Annotated in this window: 18 protein-coding genes; 10 read left to right on the forward strand and 8 right to left on the reverse strand. The window is 68.7% G+C overall.

Translation table 11 applies throughout. From position 1 onward, the window contains the following. The first annotated feature begins 71 nt into the window (after positions 1-71). The 3 genes from AC5L34_RS14430 to AC5L34_RS14440 are packed head-to-tail and all read left to right on the forward strand — an operon-like array spanning position 72 to position 5,782. Positions 72-2,996 (forward strand): type I restriction-modification system subunit M, encoded by a 2,925-nt coding sequence (locus AC5L34_RS14430; protein ID WP_494825288.1) that lies wholly within the window; start codon positions 72-74, stop codon positions 2,994-2,996. A 45-nt stretch (positions 2,997-3,041) separates the two neighbouring features. Continuing rightward, positions 3,042-4,580 carry a type I restriction-modification system subunit M gene (locus AC5L34_RS14435; RefSeq protein ID WP_494825290.1) on the forward strand — a complete coding sequence of 513 codons (1,539 nt, stop codon included), beginning with the start codon at positions 3,042-3,044 and terminating at the stop codon, positions 4,578-4,580. After that, positions 4,577-5,782 (forward strand): restriction endonuclease subunit S, encoded by a 1,206-nt coding sequence (locus AC5L34_RS14440; protein ID WP_494825292.1) that lies wholly within the window; start codon positions 4,577-4,579, stop codon positions 5,780-5,782. The genes AC5L34_RS14435 and AC5L34_RS14440 overlap by 4 nt, the downstream gene beginning before the upstream one ends. A 190-nt stretch (positions 5,783-5,972) precedes the next feature. On the opposite strand, the gene AC5L34_RS14445 is transcribed toward AC5L34_RS14440, so the two are convergent. Then, entirely contained in the window at positions 5,973-6,164 is a 192-nt protein-coding gene (locus tag AC5L34_RS14445) for a DUF397 domain-containing protein (protein ID WP_494825294.1), read from the reverse strand. Further along, complete coding sequence (locus AC5L34_RS14450; protein WP_494825296.1) at positions 6,155-6,922, reverse strand: DUF5753 domain-containing protein; 768 nt, start codon at positions 6,920-6,922, stop codon at positions 6,155-6,157. The genes AC5L34_RS14445 and AC5L34_RS14450 overlap by 10 nt, the downstream gene beginning before the upstream one ends. Positions 6,923-7,296: 374 nt before the next feature. Here AC5L34_RS14450 and AC5L34_RS14455 point away from each other — a divergent pair, with 374 nt between their 5' ends. Together AC5L34_RS14455 and AC5L34_RS14460 are read left to right on the forward strand one after the other, a co-directional pair. Next, entirely contained in the window at positions 7,297-7,593 is a 297-nt protein-coding gene (locus AC5L34_RS14455) for a hypothetical protein (protein ID WP_197697799.1), read from the forward strand. Then, on the forward strand, positions 7,590-7,838 hold the full coding sequence (locus AC5L34_RS14460; RefSeq protein ID WP_088999129.1) for a flavin reductase: 249 nt from the start codon (positions 7,590-7,592) through the stop codon (positions 7,836-7,838). Before AC5L34_RS14455 ends, AC5L34_RS14460 begins: the two co-directional genes overlap by 4 nt. Before the next feature lie 124 nt (positions 7,839-7,962). On the opposite strand, the gene AC5L34_RS14465 is transcribed toward AC5L34_RS14460, so the two are convergent. The 3 genes from AC5L34_RS14465 to AC5L34_RS14475 all read right to left on the reverse strand — a co-directional run bounded on the left by AC5L34_RS14465 (position 7,963) and on the right by AC5L34_RS14475 (position 9,541). Then, positions 7,963-8,415 (reverse strand): SitI3 family protein, encoded by a 453-nt coding sequence (locus AC5L34_RS14465; RefSeq protein ID WP_494825299.1) that lies wholly within the window; start codon positions 8,413-8,415, stop codon positions 7,963-7,965. Between the two features lie 11 nt (positions 8,416-8,426). Next, positions 8,427-8,837 (reverse strand): CdiA C-terminal domain-containing protein, encoded by a 411-nt coding sequence (locus AC5L34_RS14470; RefSeq protein WP_494825301.1) that lies wholly within the window; start codon positions 8,835-8,837, stop codon positions 8,427-8,429. A 176-nt stretch (positions 8,838-9,013) separates the two neighbouring features. Beyond that, complete coding sequence (locus AC5L34_RS14475) at positions 9,014-9,541, reverse strand: DUF6244 family protein (RefSeq protein WP_494825369.1); 528 nt, start codon at positions 9,539-9,541, stop codon at positions 9,014-9,016. 362 nt (positions 9,542-9,903) lie between these two features. Here AC5L34_RS14475 and AC5L34_RS14480 point away from each other — a divergent pair, with 362 nt between their 5' ends. From AC5L34_RS14480 to AC5L34_RS14490, 3 genes are all read left to right on the forward strand, one after another. Further along, positions 9,904-13,317 carry a DEAD/DEAH box helicase family protein gene (locus AC5L34_RS14480; RefSeq protein ID WP_441174938.1) on the forward strand — a complete coding sequence of 1,138 codons (3,414 nt, stop codon included), beginning with the start codon at positions 9,904-9,906 and terminating at the stop codon, positions 13,315-13,317. 104 nt (positions 13,318-13,421) lie between these two features. Continuing rightward, positions 13,422-13,937 carry a M23 family metallopeptidase gene (locus AC5L34_RS14485; RefSeq protein WP_441174939.1) on the forward strand — a complete coding sequence of 172 codons (516 nt, stop codon included), beginning with the start codon at positions 13,422-13,424 and terminating at the stop codon, positions 13,935-13,937. 110 nt (positions 13,938-14,047) lie between these two features. Beyond that, complete coding sequence (locus tag AC5L34_RS14490) at positions 14,048-14,947, forward strand: TIGR01777 family oxidoreductase (protein WP_494825303.1); 900 nt, start codon at positions 14,048-14,050, stop codon at positions 14,945-14,947. 47 nt (positions 14,948-14,994) lie between these two features. Here AC5L34_RS14490 and AC5L34_RS14495 read toward each other — a convergent pair whose 3' ends face one another. Beyond that, positions 14,995-16,170: a winged helix DNA-binding domain-containing protein gene (locus AC5L34_RS14495; RefSeq protein ID WP_494825305.1), complete on the reverse strand. Its 1,176-nt coding sequence runs from the start codon at positions 16,168-16,170 to the stop codon at positions 14,995-14,997. Then, complete coding sequence (locus tag AC5L34_RS14500; RefSeq protein WP_441174942.1) at positions 16,167-17,285, reverse strand: epoxide hydrolase family protein; 1,119 nt, start codon at positions 17,283-17,285, stop codon at positions 16,167-16,169. Before AC5L34_RS14500 ends, AC5L34_RS14495 begins: the two co-directional genes overlap by 4 nt. A gap of 63 nt (positions 17,286-17,348) precedes the next feature. Here AC5L34_RS14500 and AC5L34_RS14505 point away from each other — a divergent pair, with 63 nt between their 5' ends. Next, the gene (locus AC5L34_RS14505) at positions 17,349-18,359 is read left to right on the forward strand and encodes a helix-turn-helix transcriptional regulator (RefSeq protein ID WP_441174943.1); all 1,011 of its coding nucleotides are present in this window, start codon (positions 17,349-17,351) and stop codon (positions 18,357-18,359) included. Between the two features lie 4 nt (positions 18,360-18,363). Here the strand turns inward: AC5L34_RS14505 and AC5L34_RS14510 are convergent, their stop codons facing one another. Beyond that, positions 18,364-19,605 (reverse strand): extracellular catalytic domain type 1 short-chain-length polyhydroxyalkanoate depolymerase, encoded by a 1,242-nt coding sequence (locus tag AC5L34_RS14510; protein WP_494825308.1) that lies wholly within the window; start codon positions 19,603-19,605, stop codon positions 18,364-18,366. Between the two features lie 162 nt (positions 19,606-19,767). On the opposite strand from AC5L34_RS14510, the gene AC5L34_RS14515 reads away from it, so the two are divergent. Next, the gene (locus tag AC5L34_RS14515; RefSeq protein ID WP_494825310.1) at positions 19,768-21,588 is read left to right on the forward strand and encodes a TgpA N-terminal domain-containing protein; all 1,821 of its coding nucleotides are present in this window, start codon (positions 19,768-19,770) and stop codon (positions 21,586-21,588) included. Positions 21,589-21,619 lie beyond the last annotated feature (31 nt).

Here is a 21,619-nt window from a genome sequence, read left to right on the forward strand (position 1 = left end):
TGCGGGCCCACTCCTCACGTACCCTTCGATGGTCAACTGGACATGGCCGACGGCATGGGGACCGAAGCTACGTGATCACTGGTGAGTTGAAGAGCAGGATCGACCGCATCTGGGACGCCTTCTGGTCGGGTGGGATCTCCAACCCGCTGGAGGTGATCGAGCAGATCACCTACCTGCTGTTCATCAAGCGCCTGGACGACCTGCACACCCTCGAAGAGAGCAAGGCCGCGCGCACCGGCAAGCCGATGACGCGCCGGATCTTCCCCGAGGGCTGCGACGACCAGTGGCGCAAGTACGACGACCTACGTTGGTCGCGGTTCAAAAGCGTTGCGCCCGGCGAGATGTACGAGATCGTCGGCGAGCGGGTCTTCCCATTCCTGCGGACACTCGGCGGCGATGGCTCGACATACTCGCACCACATGCGCGATGCCCGGTTCACCATCCCCAACCCGGCACTGCTGTCCCGGGTGGTCGACATGCTCGACCAACTGCCTGCTGACGACCGGGACCCACAGGGCGACCTGTACGAGTACATGCTCGGCAAGATCGCCACGGCCGGTCACAACGGACAGTTCCGCACCTCGCGGCACATCATCCAGCTCATGGTCGAAATGACCAAGCCGACACCCACCGACGAGATCTGCGACCCGGCCTGCGGCACCGCCGGCTTCCTCGTCGCCGCTGGCGAGTACGTCCGCGACCATTACCCGGACGCCCTGCACGACGCAGCGCAGCGAAAGCACTTCCACGAGAGCATGTTCCACGGGTTCGACTTCGACGGGACCATGCTGCGCATCGGCAGCATGAACATGCTGCTGCACGGCGTCGAGAACCCCGACATCCGCTACCACGACTCCCTCGCGGAGAACGTCAGCGGCGAGTCGGAGAAGTACTCCCTCATCCTCGCCAACCCGCCCTTCGCCGGCAGCCTCGACTACGAGAGCACGTCAAAGGACCTCCAGCGGGTCGTCAAGACCAAGAAGACCGAGCTACTGTTCCTCGCGCTCTTCCTGCGGCTACTCAAGCCCGGCGGCCGTGCGGCGGTCATCGTGCCAGAAGGGGTGCTCTTCGGATCGAGCGGGGCGCACAAGGAGCTGCGCCGCATCCTGGTCGAGGAACAGAAGCTCGACGGCGTGGTCAAGCTGCCCAGCGGCACGTTCAAGCCGTACTCCGGAGTGTCGACGGCGATCCTGCTGTTCACCAAGACCGACAGCGGCGGCACCGACAACGTCTGGTTCTACGAGGTAACGGCCGACGGCTGGAGCCTCGACGACAAGCGCACTCCCCTACTGCCTACCGAGAAGCTCGGGCCGGCACCCGAGGTGGCCCTGACCGAGGACGAGCACGCCAAGAACAACCTGCCCGACGCGCTGGCCCGCTGGTTCCGGCGCGACGGCGACGAATTGCAGCGGGCGCGGACCGAGCAGAGCTTCTGCGTCCCCAAGGCCAACATCGCCGAACAGGGCTACGACCTCAGCCTCAACCGCTACAAGCAGCGCCCGGAGAGCAAGAGACTCTATCAAGAAGGAGCTCAGAGACTAGGTGATATTGCAGAGGTCTTCGCCGGCTGGGTAAGTGCCTCCGAGACAGAAGCAGCCCGCGAGGCATCAAGAGAGGAGCGAGTCCTACACCCATCGCTGCTAACTTCAACTCTGCCCTCAGTAGACGGACTTCCAGCGAGAAAATTGGGAAGAGAACCGAAGCGGCGACTTCAGGCTGGCGACATTGTGGGGCGAGACCTGGCAGAATCGCGCCACTGGACGATCCTTCCTGCGGAGTACGAGGGAGTCCAAGCCGGGCGAGGAATCATCGTAATACGAATGACGCAAGGCACCACTCCAGCCGATTACCTGGTCGAATTCCTGTCGAGCTCACAGGCGGAACAGCAGTTCACACGATATGATGTGATCCCAAGGATCCAAGTGGCAAGCTTGTACGAAGTCCTGATCCCCCCTTGCGACGGCACCACTTCCTCGATCAGCGCAGCCATCGCAAGCATGAGCGACGCCTCAGCAGAAACACGAATGATTCAAAGGACCTTGGATGAGTCGCGTGCGCGAGTCTTCGAGGACTGCTCTAGTGCGGAACGCCGGACCCGACTAGAGAAGGCAGCCGAGATCAGCGCTCTAACGGCCCGGAACTTACGTAAGCAGCGACATCCATACCAGGTATTCCAGGATACCTACCCTTATGCAATCGCCCGGTCCGCCCGGAAGTACCGTCACAGCACCACACTAAGAGAGAGACATGAAAGCGCACTCCAATGCGCCGAGTCCCTCATCTTGTCTTTGGGCATCGTCTCGCTAGCACATTGCGCCGACAGGGGATGGCACGACTTGAATGACGTTGCCGCCTGGTCGAGACACGTTCAGCAAGGAGGCGCATCGCTCGGCCATTGGCTGGGAGTAATCAGGGCGACAAGCAGCTTCGCCAGGGAACAGCGAGAAGAGGCGGCGGGACTTGTGGAAGCCACTGCATCCAGGAAGAAAGGAAAAGGCCTACTCAACGATTTAGGGAAGTTGGTTTCCCTCAGAAATACGATCCGACACGGCGGAGGGCCGCGAACAAAGGCGGAAATAGCAAAGAGCTTGGAGGAGGTGGAATCCTTGCTAGTGAGCGCTCTTTCAGCCAGCACCTTCCTGGCCAAGGCAAAGTGGGTGTACATGACTAGGTTGCGGTGGTCGGCTCGCGATACGACCTTTAAAGTGCAGGGCCTCGCGGTTATGGGAGATCACCCAGACTTTGAACCCACAGAATTTGATGCAGCCCGCCCCCTGGAGGAGGACCGATTGTACCTGGTCACCCAAGGCGGGGAGATACTTTCGCTCGCGCCCTTTTGCATCCTCGATGATTGTCCAGCCTGCTTGGCGCCAGAGCTATACTTTCCGGATCGCTTAGTTAATTCGGTCGCAACCTTAAAGAGCTTGGATAGAGGGCATGAACTTGAAAGCCCATCTATTTTCGCGGAACTGCAAGCGTGGATGAACCGAAACTAGCGGCAGTTGCAGATGTGACTACCGGTAACGAAAGAGACCGCCTACGTGATCACTGGTGAGTTGAAGAGCAGGATCGACCGCATCTGGGACGCCTTCTGGTCGGGTGGGATCTCCAACCCGCTGGAGGTGATCGAGCAGATCACCTACCTGCTGTTCATCAAGCGCCTGGACGACCTGCACACCCTCGAAGAGAGCAAGGCCGCGCGCACCGGCAAGCCGATGACGCGCCGGATCTTCCCCGAGGGCTGCGACGACCAGTGGCGCAAGTACGACGACCTGCGCTGGTCGCGGTTCCGAAGCGCCGAGCCGAAGCAGATGTACGAAACCGTCGGTGAGCGGGTCTTCCCATTCCTGCGCACACTCGGCGGCGACGGGTCGACCTACTCCGGCCACATGAAGGACGCCCGGTTCACCATCCCCAACCCGGCGCTGCTGTCCCGGGTCGTCGACATGCTCGACGGCATCCCGATGGAGGACCGGGACACCAAGGGCGACCTCTACGAGTACATGCTCAGCAAGATCGCCACCGCCGGGCACAACGGACAGTTCCGCACCTCGCGGCACATCATCCAGCTCATGGTCGAAATGACCAAGCCGACGCCCAGGGACCAGATCTGTGACCCAGCCTGCGGCAGCGCCGGCTTCCTGGTCGAGGCCGGGGAGTACGTCCGCGACCACCACCCGGACGCCCTGCACGACGCGGAACTGCGGGAGCACTTCCACAAGCGCATGTTCCACGGCTTCGACTTCGACGGGACCATGCTGCGCATCGGCAGCATGAACATGCTGCTGCACGGCGTCGAGAACCCGGACATCCGCTACCGCGACTCCCTCGCCGAGAGCGTCAGCGGCGAGTCGGAGAAGTACTCCCTCATCCTCGCCAACCCGCCCTTCGCCGGCAGCCTCGACTACGAGAGCACGTCAAAGGACCTCCAGCGGGTCGTCAAGACCAAGAAGACCGAACTGCTCTTCCTCGCGCTCTTCCTGCGGCTCCTCAAGCCGGGCGGCCGGGCGGCCGTCATCGTGCCGGACGGCGTGCTCTTCGGCTCCACCAAGGCCCACAAGGAGCTGCGCCGGATCTTGGTCGAGGAACAGAAGCTCGACGGCGTGGTGAAGCTGCCGAGCGGCACGTTCAAGCCGTACTCGGGGGTGTCGACGGCGATCCTGCTGTTCACCAAGACCGACAGCGGCGGCACCGACAACGTCTGGTTCTACGACGTGACGGCCGACGGCTGGAGCCTGGACGACAAACGCACACCGCTGCTGTCCGCCGAAAAGCTGGGGCCGGCGCCCGAGGTGGCGCTGACCGAGGACGAACACGTCAAGAACAACCTGCCCGACGCGCTGGCCCGCTGGTTCCGGCGCGACGGCGACGAGTTGCAGCGGGCGCGGACCGAGCAGAGCTTCTGCGTCCCCAAGGCCGACATCGCCGAGCAGGGCTACGACCTCAGCCTCAACCGCTACAAGGAAGTCGTCCACGAGGAGACCGAACACCGTCCACCGCTGGAAATCCTCGCCGACCTGGAACGCCTGGAATCCGAAATCCAGCAGGGCATGTCCGACCTGAAGGCGATGCTCGGATGACCAACCTTCCTCCTAGCTGGAAACTCGTATCACTCGACTCGATCGCAGAAGTGCGACTCGGCCGCCAGAGGTCCCCCAAGAACCACACGGGGGACCAAATGCGACCGTACGTCCGAGCGGCAAACGTCGGCTGGCGCGGCCTGCTGCTTGATGACGTGAAGTCGATGAACTTCACAGACGCTGAGATGGAAACATACCGACTCCAGCCGGGTGACCTCCTGCTGAATGAAGCGTCAGGCAGCCCCTCAGAGGTGGGAAAGCCCGCCCTGTGGCAAGGCGAGATCCCGGAGTGCGCCTTTCAGAACACTCTAATCCGAGTGCGTCCGAAAAATGTAGAGCCAAGATACCTTCTTCATTTCTTCCGCTATCAATCATCGACACGAAAATTCGTTGCGGCATCGCGTGGAGTCGGAATTTATCATCTCGGCCGCGAGACTCTGGCCTCGTGGCAGGTCCCATTGCCTCCATCCGAAGAGCAGCGAAGGATCGCGGAGGTGCTGGATCGGGCGGACAAGCTGCGCGCCAAGCGCTGGGCAGCCCTCGGCTACCTTGACGATCTCACCCAGTCCATCTTCCTCGACATGTTCGGCGATCCCATGAACGCGGCAGGCCGGTGGCCTACCATTCCTCTCAAGGTAGTTGCGTCAGTGCAGATCGGGCCGTTCGGCTCACTCCTGCATCAGGAGGACTACGTTAACGGCGGCATCCCTTTGATCAATCCAATGCACATCGTCAAGGGGGAAATCCAGCCCGACGTCAAATACACGGTCAATCCCTCCAAGCATGCGCAGCTCGCGCTGTACCATCTTCGGGCTGGCGACGTCGTATTGGGACGGCGCGGCGAGATGGGCAGATGCGCAATCGTGAATGATTCACAGGCGGGTATGCTTTGCGGAACGGGATCCTGCATCATACGACCCGACGAAGCGAGGGCGACGAGTTCCTTCTTGCAGGCTACGCTCTCACATCCGAGCACAAAGCGATATCTGGAGGGAGCATCGCTGGGGGCAACGCTACCCAACCTTAATCGGACGATCGTGGGGAACATTCCGATCCCCCTACCTCCGCTACCAGTTCAGAATGACTTTAGAGTCCGAATCGCTATGGCAAGAACCGTGAAGGGCCGACAGCACATGGGCCTGGCGGAAATTAACGCCCTGTTCGCGTCATTGCAGGATCGGGCTTTTCGAGGTGCGCTCTGATTGGCAATCGGAGAGGCAAGAACGCCGCTTCCCCTAAACCGCGGATACACAAGAGCAGAGGTCAGAGAACTTCCTCTGGCCTTTCGCGCTGGAGTGATTCAGGCGTCCCGAGCGCTGCAGTCGGGGCGTCGTCCAGGTAGAAGCGCCCGCTCCGGCGTCGGGGCGAGCGCTGCTGTGGGTCTACGGTCGGTCAGCTTTGCTCGGCGATCCGGGCGACGAACGCCTGCCAGGCTACCGGCGTGAAGACCAGCGCCGGGCCGCTCGGGTCCTTCGAGTCCCGGACGCCGATGACGCCAGGCAGGTTGTCGGCGACCTCGACGCACGAGCCACCGTTGTTGCCGCTCTTCGTGCTCTTGCGCCACCGCGCACCGGTCATGTCCATGATCCTGCCGCTTCCCTGATCAGCTCTAAGGATTGGGTTCGGGAGAGGGCTTCGCCCCTGATGCGCTCCCACCTCCGGCTCAGCGTAGCAACGTCCGCAGGCTGCTTAAGGATCTGCGCGGGGGCTTGGCTGTCAACGTGTGCGACGTGCTCGCCGTCCGGCAACTCGGCGAGGATGAATCCCCCACCAAGGCCCGGATACATACCGACATCTTTCGGCACGATGTGCACTTGGACCGTGGCCAGGGTCGCGCACTGTGCAAGGTGCTCGGTCTGCTCGCGCATCAACGCCCGGTCACCGTACGCCGATTGATAGAGCACTCCTTCGAAGATGACAGCAGTCAGCAGTGGCGGGCGCTCCCGGCGCAGGATGGCCTGACGCTCGAGACGAGAACCGACCAGTTCGTCCACCTCGGCGGGGGTCAGCGCCTCCCCGGCCAAGGTCGCCCGTGCGTACGCCTCAGTCTGGAGCAGCCCGGGTATCCACGCGTGCTCGAACCACCGCAGCGCGACTGTCTCCCGTTCCCAGTCGACCCACTCGCGGAGCCACTGCGGCTCGCGTCGCTTCAGGACATCGGGCCATAGGTCGCCAACGTTCCGCCCAAGGATCGCAGCCACTTGCACACGGCGGCGCGGTTGCGGCACGCGTCCCGGCGAGACCCAACGCGCTGCAGTCTTTGGATCAACGCCCGTCTGAGCTGCAAGGCTCTCCGCAGTCTCCCCAACCTCAACCATTGCCGCTTGGAGTATGTGATTCATCCCGCCTCCCCTGTGGACGTCCCGGATATCTCCGCACCATACATTAACGCTGTGTACTGATCCCATGACTCTCGGCAAGGTGGCTTGCATGCGGCGCTACCTGGTGGAGGCTCGATGCCCGGCGGGAGCGCTGTCGGGGCCGCCCTCGGGCGAGCAGCCGGGGCGGCCCCTTCCAATCCGCGAAGGAGGCCCGCCGTGAACCTGCGCTTCTGGCGCCGCAAGCCCGCCCCGCCCCCGCCGCCTCGGCCGCCCGTCGGGGGCACGAACCTGCCGGCCGCCCTGTTCGCGCCGACCCGGCCGATCCCCACCGTCCAACCCGGCCGCGCGGGGACACTGACTCCGGCACAGCAGTGGCGGGCGAACGGGGGCCGCTGGTGAGCGCCGGCCCGCTGCGCGCCGGGGACGTCGTCCTGCTGACCCGCGAGGCGTCGCCTCAGTTCACCCGGCCGCTGACCGTGCGCGTGATCCGGGAGCTGACCGACCGGCACCCGTACGCCGGCTGGTTCTGGTTCGAGGGCTACGAGCTGAACCGGCGCGGCGCGGCGGTCCAGCAACGCGAGCTGTACGCCCTACGCGCCGGCGTCCGCTGGCTGAGCAGGGCGATCCGCGAGGTGCCGGCTGGCCGCCGCACTCCGGTTCCGCCCGTTCCCGCACGGGCAGGCACCCGGTGAGCCGCCGCAGCCGCGACCACCTGCCGAGCCGGCCCACCTGGCGCTGCTCGGCCTGTGGCATCGCCTGGCCCTGCTCGTCGGCGAAACTCCGTCTCCTGGGCGAGTACCGGGAGAGCCGGACGGCTCTGCTCGTCTACCTGGCGACGCTCCAGGTCGAGGCCGCGCAACAGCTCGCCGAGCTGGACGGCGGCACGCCGCCGGACAACCTCGCCGAGCGCTTCACCGCCTGGGCTCGCGCCCGGTAGCCGTGGGCAGCCACCACGGACGCCTTCAACTCACGCACCCGGGACAACGTTGTCGAATGCCTCATCGGGCCACAGGGCCACATTGTGCTTGCGCAGGGTCCCACCGACCAGGTCAGCACCCCCATCAACCGGTGATGAGGTGCTCCAGGTGGTAGTGATTCCACCAGCTTGTGCGGTGTGTACGGATGACGCCGTTGGTGCGGGTCAGGAGGAGGTAGTTGCCATCCTGGATCAGGGCCGCGTCCTCGTTCCGACCGGCCAGCACTCTGGCCACCGTCGTCACCATGTTGGGGATGCCCTTGTCGACCAGGTCGTCGGCGTGCATGGAGAAGGTGACGTTGACGTACGTCTCGGGTTCCCATTCCCAACGAGAGTCGCCGTCGGTGTCGGCCTCGTAATAGCCGTGCGTGCCGGAGCGGAGGGTGATGGCATAGCCGCGTTGGTCGTACAGGCGGGCGGTGAACAAGCGCCGATCCGACGTCGGTTGTGGCTCCTCGCGGGGATCGGCGGCAGTCAGGACGGCGATCTCGTCGACGGGCGGATCACCGGCCAGGATCAGACGGAACTCGACGGCCATGTCTGCCCCTCTCAGTCGCGCCGGATGATCTGTTGGATCGTACCGTCGGGTTTCACCACGACCAGCTCCTTCAGCCCGTCGATGGGCCAGTCGTCGAACTGGCGCCGCAGAGCCGTCATGTCACCCTTCCAGTCCTTGAGGTGCACCACCACGCGCTGGGTCTGTTCGTCATCCACCTTTTCCCGCACCTGGCTCCAGACGTTGCGCACCGACGTACGAGCTGTCGGTGAGTAGCAGTCGAAGACATGACCTTCGACGAGGTAGTCCGGATCCTTGTCAGCGTTGCCGCTGTCGCCGGTGCGAAGGCGGGCGTCCCCAACTTCCTGCCGGGTCGGATTCTGGTGTATCCGGTAACCCCTGCCTGCCACGGTGTCGGCACACTCGTTCTCCAGCTCCAGCGCTCGTCGGGTGCTGGCGTCCACTCTGGGGCCGATCCTGGTACGCGATCCGGTCGGTCTGCCGTTCCTGACTCCCGTGGGTTGCCTGCTCCACGGCGGGAACTCGTCGTGGTTGTCCCGCACCTCATCAGATTCGACAGGCGGCGGCTCGTTACTGGTGGTCGGGGCGGGGCTGGCCGCTGGGCGACGGACAGCCCCGATCAATTTCCCGACGCCCCCAGCTGTCGAGCCTGGTTGGTCGCCGCTTCGACGGCCTGCTGGGCGCTGCCACTGCGCTGCACGAGGAGCACCGACACCTGCTTGACGGCATCGAGGGCCCCCAGGAGCGGACCGGGTTGTCCGCCATGCAGGACCACGCTGACGATTTGTCGGGCGTTGTCGACCTGCGCTATTACCGTGGTGGTGGTCTCGCGCGCCCTGGCGACACCCTGCTGGACCGGCGCCAGTCCGGCGACGGTCTCCTGCGGAGTTGCCTGCCGTGGCACGGACGCGGCGGCGCTGTTCGCCTCCCCGACCGCAGTAGCAGCACTACTCAGCCCGGCCTGGATGGTGGAGACGGCGGCCCGTACCCGGGCTATTCCGGCAGCGACCCCGGCGAACCCCGTGCCGGCAGCCCGCACGGCGATCTCCCGGGCCTGGTTGTCAACCGCAGCCGCGAGGCGCTGGGCCCGTTCAACAGCCGCTGCCAGGGCATGCAGTTCACCGGTGATCTCTTCGATACTCGACACGTACCAGCCATCCCGACCGAGAACGGATTCCGGAGCCTGCAACCTGGGCATTCACCCTGCCCGCCGCTAGGACGAAAGGAGCACCGGCCGGGCGCCCCTTTCGTGGTCGTTCTGCGCTTTTCAGCTCAGCGCGAGCCGTTCGTCCCCGAAGTCCGCGACGATCTCCACCTTCACAACAATCGTGTTCCTTGGTTCAGACGTGCGGATTGTCATCACCACAGCGCAGCACGTACGCGGAGCGGCCCACAAGGCCCCGTAGACGCTCAGTCGGATCCACGACCATCTCGACATCCGGGCCGGAAGTGTGCGGCGCTGGCGTGAGAAGATCAGGGGCTGCTGTCGACTGTGGGGGTTGGCGCTACATGAGCAATTTTCTCTTCCTGCGTGCCGAGTGGCCCGACCTGTTCCGGGAAGCCGCCAAGGCCGAGCGGAACACGGTGCTCGATCCGCGTACCGCCTGTTTCTATGCCCGTCGCACGTTGGAGCACACCCTCACGTGGCTGTTGGAGGCCGACCGCACGCTCGCTCCGCCGTACAAGAAAGACCTGGCGGCGATGATCCACGAGCCGACGCTGCGGCACCTGGTCGGGCCGGCGCTGCACGCCAAGATGGAGATCATCCGCAAGCAGGGCAACTGGGCGGTGCACAAGAGCGCCCCGGTCAAGTCGACCGATTCCCTGCCGGTCGTGCGCGAGCTGTTCCACGTCCTCTACTGGGTGGCCCGCCGCTACACCCGCGACCAGTCGCAGGTGCCGCCGAGCGCGCTCGCCTTCGACGAGACGATCATCCCCCGGCCGGCGCACGGCAGCCCGCAGCAGACCAGCCAGGCCGACCTCAAGGCGCTGGCCGACAAGCTCGCCGCCCAGGACGCGACGCTCGCCGCCGAGCGGGAGAAGAACGCCAGCCTCGACGCCGAACTGGCGAAGCTGCGTGCCCAGGTCGCCGCCGCGAAGGCCGCGAACGAGGCTCGGCCCGACGACCACGACTACGACGAGGCGCAGACCCGCGATCTCTTCGTCGACGTGCTCCTCAAGGAGGCCGGCTGGGCGCTCGACCAGCCGCGTGACCGGGAGTTCCCGGTGATCGGCATGCCCAACGGCAGCGGCGCGGGCGTTGTCGACTACGTGCTCTGGGGGGACGACGGCAAACCGCTCGCCGTGGTGGAGGCCAAGCGGGCCCGCCGCGACGCCACCGCGGGCCAGCAGCAGGCCAAGCTCTACGCCGACTGCCTGGAGCAGACGTACGGGCAGCGCCCCGTGATCTTCTGCACCAACGGCTACGAGCACTGGCTCTGGGACGACACCGCCTACCCGCCCCGCCCCGTACAGGGCTTCTACACGAAGGCTGAGCTGCACCTGCTCGTGCAGCGGCGGGAGACCCGCCGGCCGCTCGTCGGGTCGGAGATCAACGAGCGGATCGTCGAGCGGCACTACCAGAAGCGGGCCATCGGGGCGGTCGGTGAGGCGTTCGAACTGCACCGGCAGCGCCAGGCTCTGCTGGTCATGGCGACCGGGGCGGGCAAGACGCGCACGGTCATCGCCCTCGTCGAGCAGCTCATGCGGGCCAACTGGGTCAAGCGGGTGCTCTTCCTCGCCGACCGCACCGCCCTGGTCAAGCAGGCCGTCAACGCCTTCAAGGCGCACCTGCCCGAGGTGGCCACGGTCAACCTGGTCACCGAGAGGAACACGGACGGCCGGGTGTACGTGTCGACGTACCCGACCATGATGGGCCTGATCGACGAGACCGTGGGTGGCGTGCGGCGCTTCGGCCCCGGCTATTTCGACCTGGTCGTCATCGACGAGGCGCACCGCTCGGTCTACCAGAAGTACCGGGCGATCTTCTCCTGGTTCGACGCGCTGTTGGTCGGCCTCACCGCGACCCCGCGCAACGAGATCGACCGCAACACCTACAGCCTCTTCCGCCTGGAGGACGGCGTGCCCACCGACCACTACGACCTGGACGAGGCGGTCGAGGAGAAGTACCTGGTTCCCCCGCGCGCGGTGTCCGTGCCGCTGAAGTTCCAGTGGGACGGCATCCGCTACGACGACCTCAGCGAGGACGACAAGGAGCGGTGGGACGCCCTGGACTGGGGCGAGGACGGCCCGCCGGACGGGGTCGACCCGGACGGGGTCAACAAGTGGCTATTCAACACCGACACGGTCGACAAGGTGTTGCAGACCCTGGTGACCCACGGGCACAAGGTCGCCGGCGGGGACCGGCTCGGCAAGACGATCATCTTCGCCAAGAACAAGGACCACGCCAACTTCATCCGGGACCGCTTCGACCTCGCCTACCCCCACCTGGCGGGTCACTTCGCCCAGGTCATCACCCACCAGGTCGACTACGCCCAGAAGCTCATCGACGACTTCTCCGTCAAGGAAAAGGCCCCGCACATCGCGATCTCGGTGGACATGCTCGACACCGGCATCGACGTGCCCGAGGTCGTCAACCTGGTTTTCTTCAAGGTCGTACGGTCCAAGTCGAAGTTCTGGCAGATGATCGGCCGCGGCACCCGTCTCTGCCCCGACCTGTACGGGCCGGGCCAGCACAAGCAGGACTTCTACGTCTTCGACTGCTGCCGCAACTTCGAATACTTCAGCCAGGACGTGCCGGTCACCGAAGGGTCGCTCGGCCAGTCGCTCACCGAGCGGCTGTTCAGGGCGCGGCTCGAACTGGTCTACCGGCTCGACCAGCGCCTGCCGGCCGAGGCCGAGCCCGAGACCGACGGCACCCGCAGCGAGGCCGGCCTGCGCTGGGACGTCGCCCACCACCTGCACGAGCGCGTCGCCGGCATCAACCCGGAGAACTTCGTCGTACGCCCCAAGCGCCGCGCCGTGCAGTTCTACGTCGACTTCGCCAACTGGCACCGGCTGACGCCGCAGGCGTACGACGAGATGGGGCGCCACCTCGCCGGGCTGCCGAGCGCGGTCAGGGACGACGACGAGACCGCCAAGCGCTTCGACCTGATGATCCTGCGGCTCCAGCTCGGCCAGCTCGACGGGAAACCGGCCGACGAACGGCTGCGCAGGCAGGTGCAGGAGATCGCGTCGGCCCTGCTGGAGCAGACCAGCATCCCGGCGATCCGCGAACAGCAGGAGCTCCTGGACGAGGTGGCCGGCGACGAGTGGTGGCAGGACGTCACCCTGCCGATGCTGGAACGGCTGCGTCGCCGCGTCCGGTCGCTGGTCCGGCTGATCGAACGCTCCCGGCGCACCATCGTCTACACCGACTTCGCCGACCAACTCGGCGAACTGACCGAGGTCACCATCCCGCGGGCGAGGATCGGCACCGACCACGAGCGGTTCCGGATCAAGGCCCGCGCCTACCTGCGCTCCCACGAGGATCACCTGGCGTTGCAGAAGCTGCGGCGAAACCGGCAGCTCTCCCCCGCCGACCTGGCGGAGCTGGAGCGGATGCTGACCGAGAGCGGCGCCGGTGCCGCCGAGGACGTCGAGCACGCCCGGCAGACGACGGACGGACTCGGGCTGTTCATCCGGTCGCTGGTCGGCCTGGACCGGGCCGCGGCCGTGGAGGCGTTCGACGAGTTCCTCGTCGGGCGGAGCCCCACGAAGAACCAAATGCACTTCATCCACATGATCATCGGTCACCTGACGCAGAACGGGATGATGGAGGTCGACCGGCTCTACGAGTCGCCGTTCACCGAAATCGCCCCGCACGGGCCGGAGTCGCTCTTCGCCTCCGACGACGTGGACCGCATCGTCTCGATCCTCAAGTCCGTACGCGCCACCGCCGCGCCGGCTCACGAGGTGGCATAGCCGCCCGGAGCCAGCGCATCAATAGCCTTCGACCGCTTCCGGTCCTCGGAGCTTTCTGACATCATCCGGCAGATACATCGAAGGTTATGACCGTGGAGGTTCGGATGCGTACCCGTCTGACGAGTTCCCTCAGCGTCGCCCTGCTGGCCACCGCCGCGTTCCTGGTGCCGGCGTCGCCCGCCGCCGCCGCGCCGTCGTTCCGCACGCCGTTCCCGTGCAACCAGACGTGGTCCGGTGAGACCCGCACCGGGCACAGCCCGCAGTACGCGATCGACTTCAACCGGGCCAACGACCACGGCGATCCGGTCAAGGCCAGCGCCCCGGGCACGGTGGACGTCGTCGCCAACCTCGGCGACACCAGCTACGGCCGGTACGTGCGGATCAACCACGGCAACGGGTACACCACCTACTACGCCCACCTGAGCGGATTCAACGTCTCGGTCGGCCAGTCCGTCGGTTACAGCACCACCATCGGGTACGTGGGCAACAGCGGCGGCTCCGCCGGCTCGCACCTGCACTACGAGCAGCGCCTGAACGGCAGCGACATCAAGGTGCGCTTCAGCGGCAACCTGGCGCTCTACTTCGGGACGCGCAACTACACGCGTACCGCCGGCTGCTGATCCACCGGGACGCGGCGCGCCGCCGGCCGTCCGGTCGGCGGTCGCGCCCGGTGGGGGTGCGCGACCGCCTCAGCGCATCCGATCGGCCCTCCGTGCCCGAAGATGGGAGCATGCGGATCCTCATCGCCGGCGCGTCCGGCTTCCTCGGCACCCGGCTGGTCGACCGGCTCACGGCGGACGGCCACCAGGTAACCCGGCTGGTCCGCCGGCTGCCGCGCACCGCCGACGAGCGGCAGTGGAACCCCTCCGCCGCGCAGCTCGACCCGGCGGTGGTGGCGGAGGCGGACGCGGTGGTCAACCTGGCCGGGGCGGGCGTGGGCGACAAGCGGTGGAACGACGAGTACCGGCAGCTGATCCGTTCCAGCCGGGTCGACACCACCACCACGCTGGCGATCACCATCGCCGGCCTGCCCCAGGCCGACCGGCCCGGGGCGCTGCTGAACTCCTCGGCGGTCGGCTGGTACGGCGACACCGGCGACCGGGCCGTCGAGGAGGACGCTCCGGCGGGCGAGGGCTTCCTGGCCGACGTCTGCCGGGTCTGGGAGGCCGCGACCCGGCCGGCCGAGGACGCGGGCGTACGCGTCGTGCGGCTGCGCATCGGGCTGCCGCTGCACCGCGACGGCGGACTGCTCAAGCCGCAGCTGCTGCCGTTCCGGCTGGGCATCGCCGGCCGGCTCGGCAGTGGCCGGCAGTGGCTGCCGTGGATCTCCATGGCGGACTGGCTGGACGCCACCCGGTTCGTCCTGGACCGCGACGACCTGGTGGGGCCGGTCAACCTGGTCGGGCCGGCCCCGGTGACCAACGCCGAGTTCACCCGGGAGCTGGCCCGGCAGCTGCGCCGACCGGCGATCGTCCCGATCCCGGCGCTGGCGTTGAAGGTGGTGCTGGGCGGCTTCGCGCACGAGGCGCTGACCAGCACCCGCGTCCTCCCCGGCGTGCTCACGGGGGCCGGCTTCACCTACCGCCACCCCACCCTGGCCACCGCCCTGCACGCGGCCCTCACCGATTAGCGCGGCGGGCGGGGTGACCGGCTGGCCGAACAGCTCGCGCGGCCGGGCTAGGCGTGTGCGCCGACGCTGATCGGACCGACGGTCAGCGACGGCGTGCCCTCCAGGATCTGACCGACCCGCTCGACCTGCGCGTCCAGTGCCCGCCGCCGGTCGGCGCGCAGCTCGGTCAGCGGTTCCACGGTGACGTGGATCCTGCGACCGGAGCGGCGCTGGTGCCACACCCCGGCGACCGTCCCGTCCACCAGCAGCACCGGATAGTTCCCGGCCTGGCCGCCGGCCAGGGCACGTGAGCCGGCGGCGCCGGGGAACAGCAGCTCGCGCGGGTGGCAGCCGACCTGGTAGGTGTCGAAGTACGGCAGCAGCCACACCCCGGTGGGGCCGTCGGGTGGGAAGTCGGTGTCACCGGCCGCCACCCACGCCCGGGTGCCCTCGACGGTGACCTGTTCCAGGTCCAGCGACCCGAACAGCTCGGTCGCCCACCGCCGGGGCACCGCCAGCCACTGGGCGAAGTGCGCCGGGGTGGCCGGGCCGTACGCGTACAGGTAGCCGCGTGCCAGCTCGGCGAGGGCGGCCGGGCCGGCCATCGGGGCGAACCCGGGCAGCCAGCGCGCCGGGCTGGTGTGGGTGGTGACGCGGCCCCGGTTCGGGCCGGAACACATCGCCCCACGCCGGGTCGCCGCCGCCATCGCGGCCATCCAGCGCGGCCACCTGTCCTGGAATGCCTCCATCACCCGGTCGCCGGCCCACGGGCCGGTGCGGGCCACGACCTGCTCGGTCAGCTCCTCGGTGGTCAGCTCGGCGTCGCGCAGCGCGTCGGCGACGGCCGCCACCACCTGCTCGGCCTGCGCGGGAGTGAGCAGATCGCGGTTCTGCCCGTGCGGCGGGACCGGCATCGCGGACAGCGCGCCGATCCACATCGGCAGGTCGGCGGCGGCGAGCAGGTGCACGGTGCCGCGCGGCCCGCGCGTCTTGACCAGGGTGCGGTCCGCCCACAGCGCCTGACGGACCGTCGTCCGGGTGGCCCCGGCGACCCGCAGCCCGACGGAGAGCTCGGCGGCCGAGGCCACCTGGGCGTGCGCGCCGCAGATCGCGGACACCACCCGGGCCACCGGGTCCGCCGCCGGAGCGCTCCGGGTGGCACCCGCGTCGAACGCCCCGGGGGCTGAGAGCGCGTGCCGCTCCAGCCGCCGGGCGTGCACCCGGGGCCAGGTCAGGCCGGTCACCGCAGGCCGCCGAAGAACGCCCGGATGTCGGCCGCGTGGGCCTGCGGTTCCTCCATCGCGACGAAGTGGCCGCCCGGGTTCCCCGCCGGCCAGTGGATGATCTTGTTGTGCCGCTCGGCGAGGCGGCGGAACAGCGGCGGGCCACCGCCGTAGACGCCGCTGGGCACCAGCGCCTGCCCCTTCGGCCAGGCGAATCGGGTGCTGTCGTACATGAACCAGGACGAGGTACCGGCGGTGCCGGTCAACCAGTACAGGGTCGCGTTCGTCAGGATCAGGTCGCGGGCGATGGCCTGCTCGGGCGTGGGCGCGGTGAGGGTGAACTCCTTGAACTTCTGGACCAGCCAGGCCAGCAGCCCGACCGGCGAGTCGTTCCAGGCGTACGCGAAGGTCTGCGGCGCCGCCCGCAGCAGCGCGTGGTGGTCCACGCCGCCGCTCATCCACTGCTGCATCTCGGCGTAGAGGGCACGCTCCTCGTCGCTCATGTCCGGCACGTCGGCTTCGGTGGGAAAGCCGAGCCCGCCGTCGACGTGGACCCCGACGACGTGTTCCGGGTCGGCCAGGGCCACCTCCGGCGCCACGTAGGCGCCGAGGTCACCGCCCTGGGTGCCGTACCGGTCGTAGCCGAGGCGACGCATCAGCTCGGCCCACGTCCGGGCGACCCGGCCGACCGTGCAGCCGGTCTGCGGCGGTGCCTGGGAGAACCCGAAGCCCGGCACCGACGGCACCACCACGTGGAAGGCGTGTGCCGGGTCGGCCCCGTACGCCCGGGGATCGGTCAGCGGCCCGATCAGCTCGGTGAACTCCACGAACGAGTTCGGCCACCCGTGGGTGAGGATCAGCGGCAGCGCGTCCGGCTCCGGCGAGCGGACGTGCAGGAAGTGCACGTCCAGCCCGTCGATCGCGGTGACGAACTGCGGGAACGCGTTCAGCCGCGCCTCCTGCGCCCGCCAGTCGTAGCCGGTCGCCCAGTACCCGGCCAGGTCGCGCAGGTAGTCCAGTGGCACCCCGCGGCTCCAGCCGTCGCCCGGCAGTTGCCGGGGCCACCGGGTGCGGGTGAGCCGGTCGCGCAGGTCGTCGAGGTCCGCTTGCGGGATGTCGATCCGGAAGGGCGTCATGCCGACCACGCTAGGAGCCATGTAGGTCAGCTTCTGTCACACATCGCTGGCATTCTCGGCGCCGTGCCCGACACCCCCGGCCGACTGCTGACCCTGCTGTCGCTGTTGCAGACCCCTCGCGAGTGGCCCGGCAGCGAGCTGGCCGCGCGGCTCGGCGTCAGCCCGCGGACCATCCGCCGCGACGTGGAGCGCCTACGCGAGCTGGGCTACCCGGTGCGCGCCACGATGGGCGCGGTCGGCGGCTACCGGCTGGTCGCGGGCCGGGCCATGCCGCCGCTGCTGCTCGACGACGAGGAGGCCGTGGCGATCGCGGTGGGCCTGCGGACCGCCGCCGGGCACGCGGTGACCGGCATCGAGGAGGCGTCGGTCCGGGCGCTGGCGAAGCTGGAGCAGGTGCTGCCCGCCCGGCTGCGGCACCGCGTCGGTGCGCTGGGCGCCGCCACCGAGCCCATGCTGACCTGGAGCCGGCCGACGGTGGGTCCCGAGCAGTTGACCGGGCTCGCCGCCGCCATCGCCAACCGCGAGCGGCTGCGGTTCACCTACCGTCGGCACGACGGCGTGGCCGCCGAGCGCCGCGTGGAGCCGCACCGGCTGGTGTCGGCGGGACGCCGGTGGTACCTCGTCGGCTATGACAACGACCGGGACGACTGGCGGATCTTCCGGGTGGACCGCATCGGCGAGCCGGTCTCCATCGGGGTGCGCGCCGCGCCACGGCAACTGCCCGCCCCGGACGCCGCCGCGTACGTGACGGAGAAGCTACTCGAACGGACCCCGGTGCACCGTGCGGTGGCGACCCTGCACGCCCCCGTCGAGGCGGTGGCCGGCCGGGTCGGCGACGCGCCCGGCGATCTCGTGCCGATCGACGCCGGCAGCTGCCGGCTGAGCGGGCACACCGACACCCTGGAATGGCTGGCCTGGCGGCTGCTGACGCTCGGCTGCGAGTTCGAGGTGCACGAGCCGCCGGAACTCGTCGCGTACCTGCGTGAGATCGGCGGCCGGGCCGCCCGGGCGGCGGGCCCGGCCCCCATGGGAGCCGGGCACACGCCGCCCGAGGTCGGGAAGGGCAGCGCGTAGCGGATCAGCAGCCGATCACCCAGTGGTTGGGGCCGGTCTGCTTGAGGGTGCTGGTGTAGAAGGTGTTGTAGAGGCCCATCCGCTGGTTGGAGCCGTTGGCGTAGGCGTAGCCGCCGGAGTGGTAGGCGCGGCCGGCGGTGACGTGGGCGTAGTTGCTGGCCGTGACGCAGGTCGGGGACGCCGTCGGGGAGGCGGTCGGGGTGGCCGTGGGGGTCGTGGTGGGGGTCGTGGTGGGGGTCGCCGTCGGCGTCGCGGTGGGGCTCGGGCCGGGGTTCCCGTTCAGGCCGAAGAAGACCGCGTCGTGGTACGCCGAGCAGATGGTGTCCAGCAGGTACGCCCCGGCGGTGCCGCACTGCTCGGCTCCGGGACCCGGGTCGACCGGGGTGCCGTGGCCCATGCCGGAGACCCGGTAGACGCGCACGTCGTCGTTGCCGTACACCTCCAGGGCGGTGTTGGCGGGCAGCGACGCGGTGCGGGTGGGGGTCTGCGGGACACCCCGGACGTTGGTCCACTGGTCGCGCAGCTCGGTGGCGTTGGCCGGTACCACCGTGGAGTCCGAGGTGCCGTGCCAGACGGCGACCCGGGGGCGCGGGCCCGTGTGCCCGGGATACGCGGCCCGCACGAGGTTGCCCCACTCCTGCGGGGTCTTGTTCACCCCGCTGTACTGGCAGGTGCTGGTGGAGGCGGGCGGGGAGCAGCGGTACGGCAGGCCGGCCACGACCGAGCCGGCGGCGAAGACGTCCGGGTAGGTGGCGAGCATGACCGCGCTCATCCCCCCGCCGGCGGAGAGCCCGCTGACGAAGACCCGGCGGGCGTCGGTGCCGTAGTTGTTGCGGGCGTGGTCGACCATCTGCTTGATCGACAGCGCCTCGCCCGAGCCGCGGGTGATGTCCTGCTCCACGAACCAGTTGAAGCAGCTCAGCGGCTGGTTGGCGCTGGACTGCTGCGGCACGATGAGGGCGAACTTCCACTGGTCGGCGAACTTCTGCCAGCCCGAGTTGGCGAAGTAGCCGGCCGCGTTCTGGGTGCAGCCGTGCAGCAGTACGACGGCCGGGGCCCCCGCCGGCAGGTTGTCGGGCCGGTACGCGTACATGGCGAGGTTGCCGGGGTTGGAGCCGAAGTTGGTGACCTGGGTCAGGGTGGCGGCCTGGGCGGGGGCGGCGACGGCCGTCACCGCGGCGGCGGCGAGGACGGCCCCGGCGACCACGCCGGTCAGCCGGGCGAGCAGGGACGGGGAGCGGCGCACGGGGGCCTCCTGGGGACGGGGTGTGAACTGGGTCACCCGCGAATTGCCGCGACGTTACGTCGATGCGTCGATGTTGTGACATGGGGCACGCTCACACATTCCCGTCCCGAGGGATGTGCGTCCTGACCGGCCTGCCCCGGTGCGGTTGGTAACGTCCGCTGCGTGCCGACCTCCCCGTCCCTGGCGCCTTCGCCGGCCCCGCCGCCCCGCGTCGTCCGCCACCGGCGGGCCGACCTGACCGTGGCGCTGGTCGCGCTGGCGCTCGCCGTCTGGGTGACAAGCGGGCTGTGGCGGGACCCGAACACCCGCACCATCACGGTCAACTCCAGCGACCAGGCGCTCTTCGAGTGGCTGCTGGCCTTCGGCGGCCACGCGGTGACCCACGGCGACAACCCGCTCTTCACCTACCTGGTCAACGTGCCCGACGGGGTGAACCTCGCGGTCAACACCTCGATCACCGTCTACGCGGTGCTCTTCGCGCCGCTGACGTACCTCATCGGGCCGCCGGCCACGTTCCTGGTGATCCTCACCCTCAACCTGGCCGCCACCGCGCTGGCCTGGTACTGGCTGCTCTCCCGGCACCTGCTCCGCAGCCCGCTCGCCGCAGCCGTCGGCGGGCTGTTCATCGGCTTCTCCCCCGGCATGGTCTCGCACGCCAACGCCCACCTGAACTGGACGGCGGGCTGGCTCGTACCGCTGCTGATCTGGCGGACCTTCGCGCTGCGCCGCTCCCGCCACCCGCTGCGCGACGGCGCGATCCTCGGCGCGGTCGTGGCCGTCGCCTTCTCCATCGCCGCCGAGGGGCTCTTCTTCACGGCGCTGGCGCTCGGCGTCTTCGTCGCCGTCTGGGCGCTGCACCCGGCCCACCGCGCCGAGGCCCGCGCGGTGCTGCCGACCTTCCTGCGCGGCCTCGGCGTCACCGCCGTCGTCGCGGGCGTGCTGCTGGCGTACCCGCTGTGGCTGCACTTCGCCGGCCCGCAGCGCTTCCACGGCACCGGCTTCGACGCCGTCATCCACTCCGAGGACGTCGTCGCCTACGCGGCGTACCCGCGCCGCTCGCTCGCCGGGGAGGCGGGGCTGGGCACCCAACTCGCGCCCAACCCGACCGAGGAGAACTCCTTCTTCGGCATTCCGCTGCTGCTGCTCACCGCCGCCTGCTTCGTGGCGCTGTGGCGCCGGGCCGACGCGGGCCGCCGGGCGACGCTCTGGGCGCTGGGCGTGACCGCCGCCGTCTTCACGGTGCTGTCGTTCGGCCCCGTGGCCAAGGTCGACGGGCGGCGCGTCGACCTGCCGATGCCGTTCGACCTGCTCGGGCACCTGCCGGTGGTCAACGCCGCCCTGCCGGCCCGGCTGGCGCTGATCGTGGCGCCGGTGATCGGAGTGCTGCTCGCGTACGCCGTCGAGGAGCTCCGGGCCGCCCCACCCCGGCGCCGCCGGACGCGGCTGGCCTGGTGGGCGGGGTTCGCGCTGGCACTGCTGCCGCTGGTGCCCACCCCGCTGCTGACCATCGAGCGCGAACCGATCCCGCGCTTCATCACCGCCGGGACGTGGCGGGAGTACGTCTCCCCCGGCGGGGTGCTGACCCCGGTGCCGCTGACCCTCGACGTCTATCCCGACGGCCAGCGCTGGCAGGCGTACGCCCTGGCGCACCGGCAGGGCGAGTTCGCGATCCCCTCCGGCTTCTTCCTCGGCCCCGGCGGCCCCGACGGCCGGGGGCGCATCGGCCCGACGCCACGCCCGTTCGGCGCGCTGGTGGACCAGGCCGGCCGGAGCGGGCTGGTGCCGATCATCACCGAGGGCAGCATCCAGGAGGTCCGCGCCGACCTGCGGCACTGGCGCATCGAGACGGTCGTGCTGGCCGACGAGGTGCACGGGGCGAAGTGGCCGGTCGACGAGGAGGCGATCCGGCGTACGGTGACCGCGCTGCTCGGCCCGCCCGAGCGGGTGGACGACGTGTGGCTGTGGCGGGTCCCGCAGGGCTGAGCCGGGCCGCCCGGGCCGCCCGCCGCCGGGT

This window comes from Micromonospora sp. ZG13 (assembly GCF_059359355.1).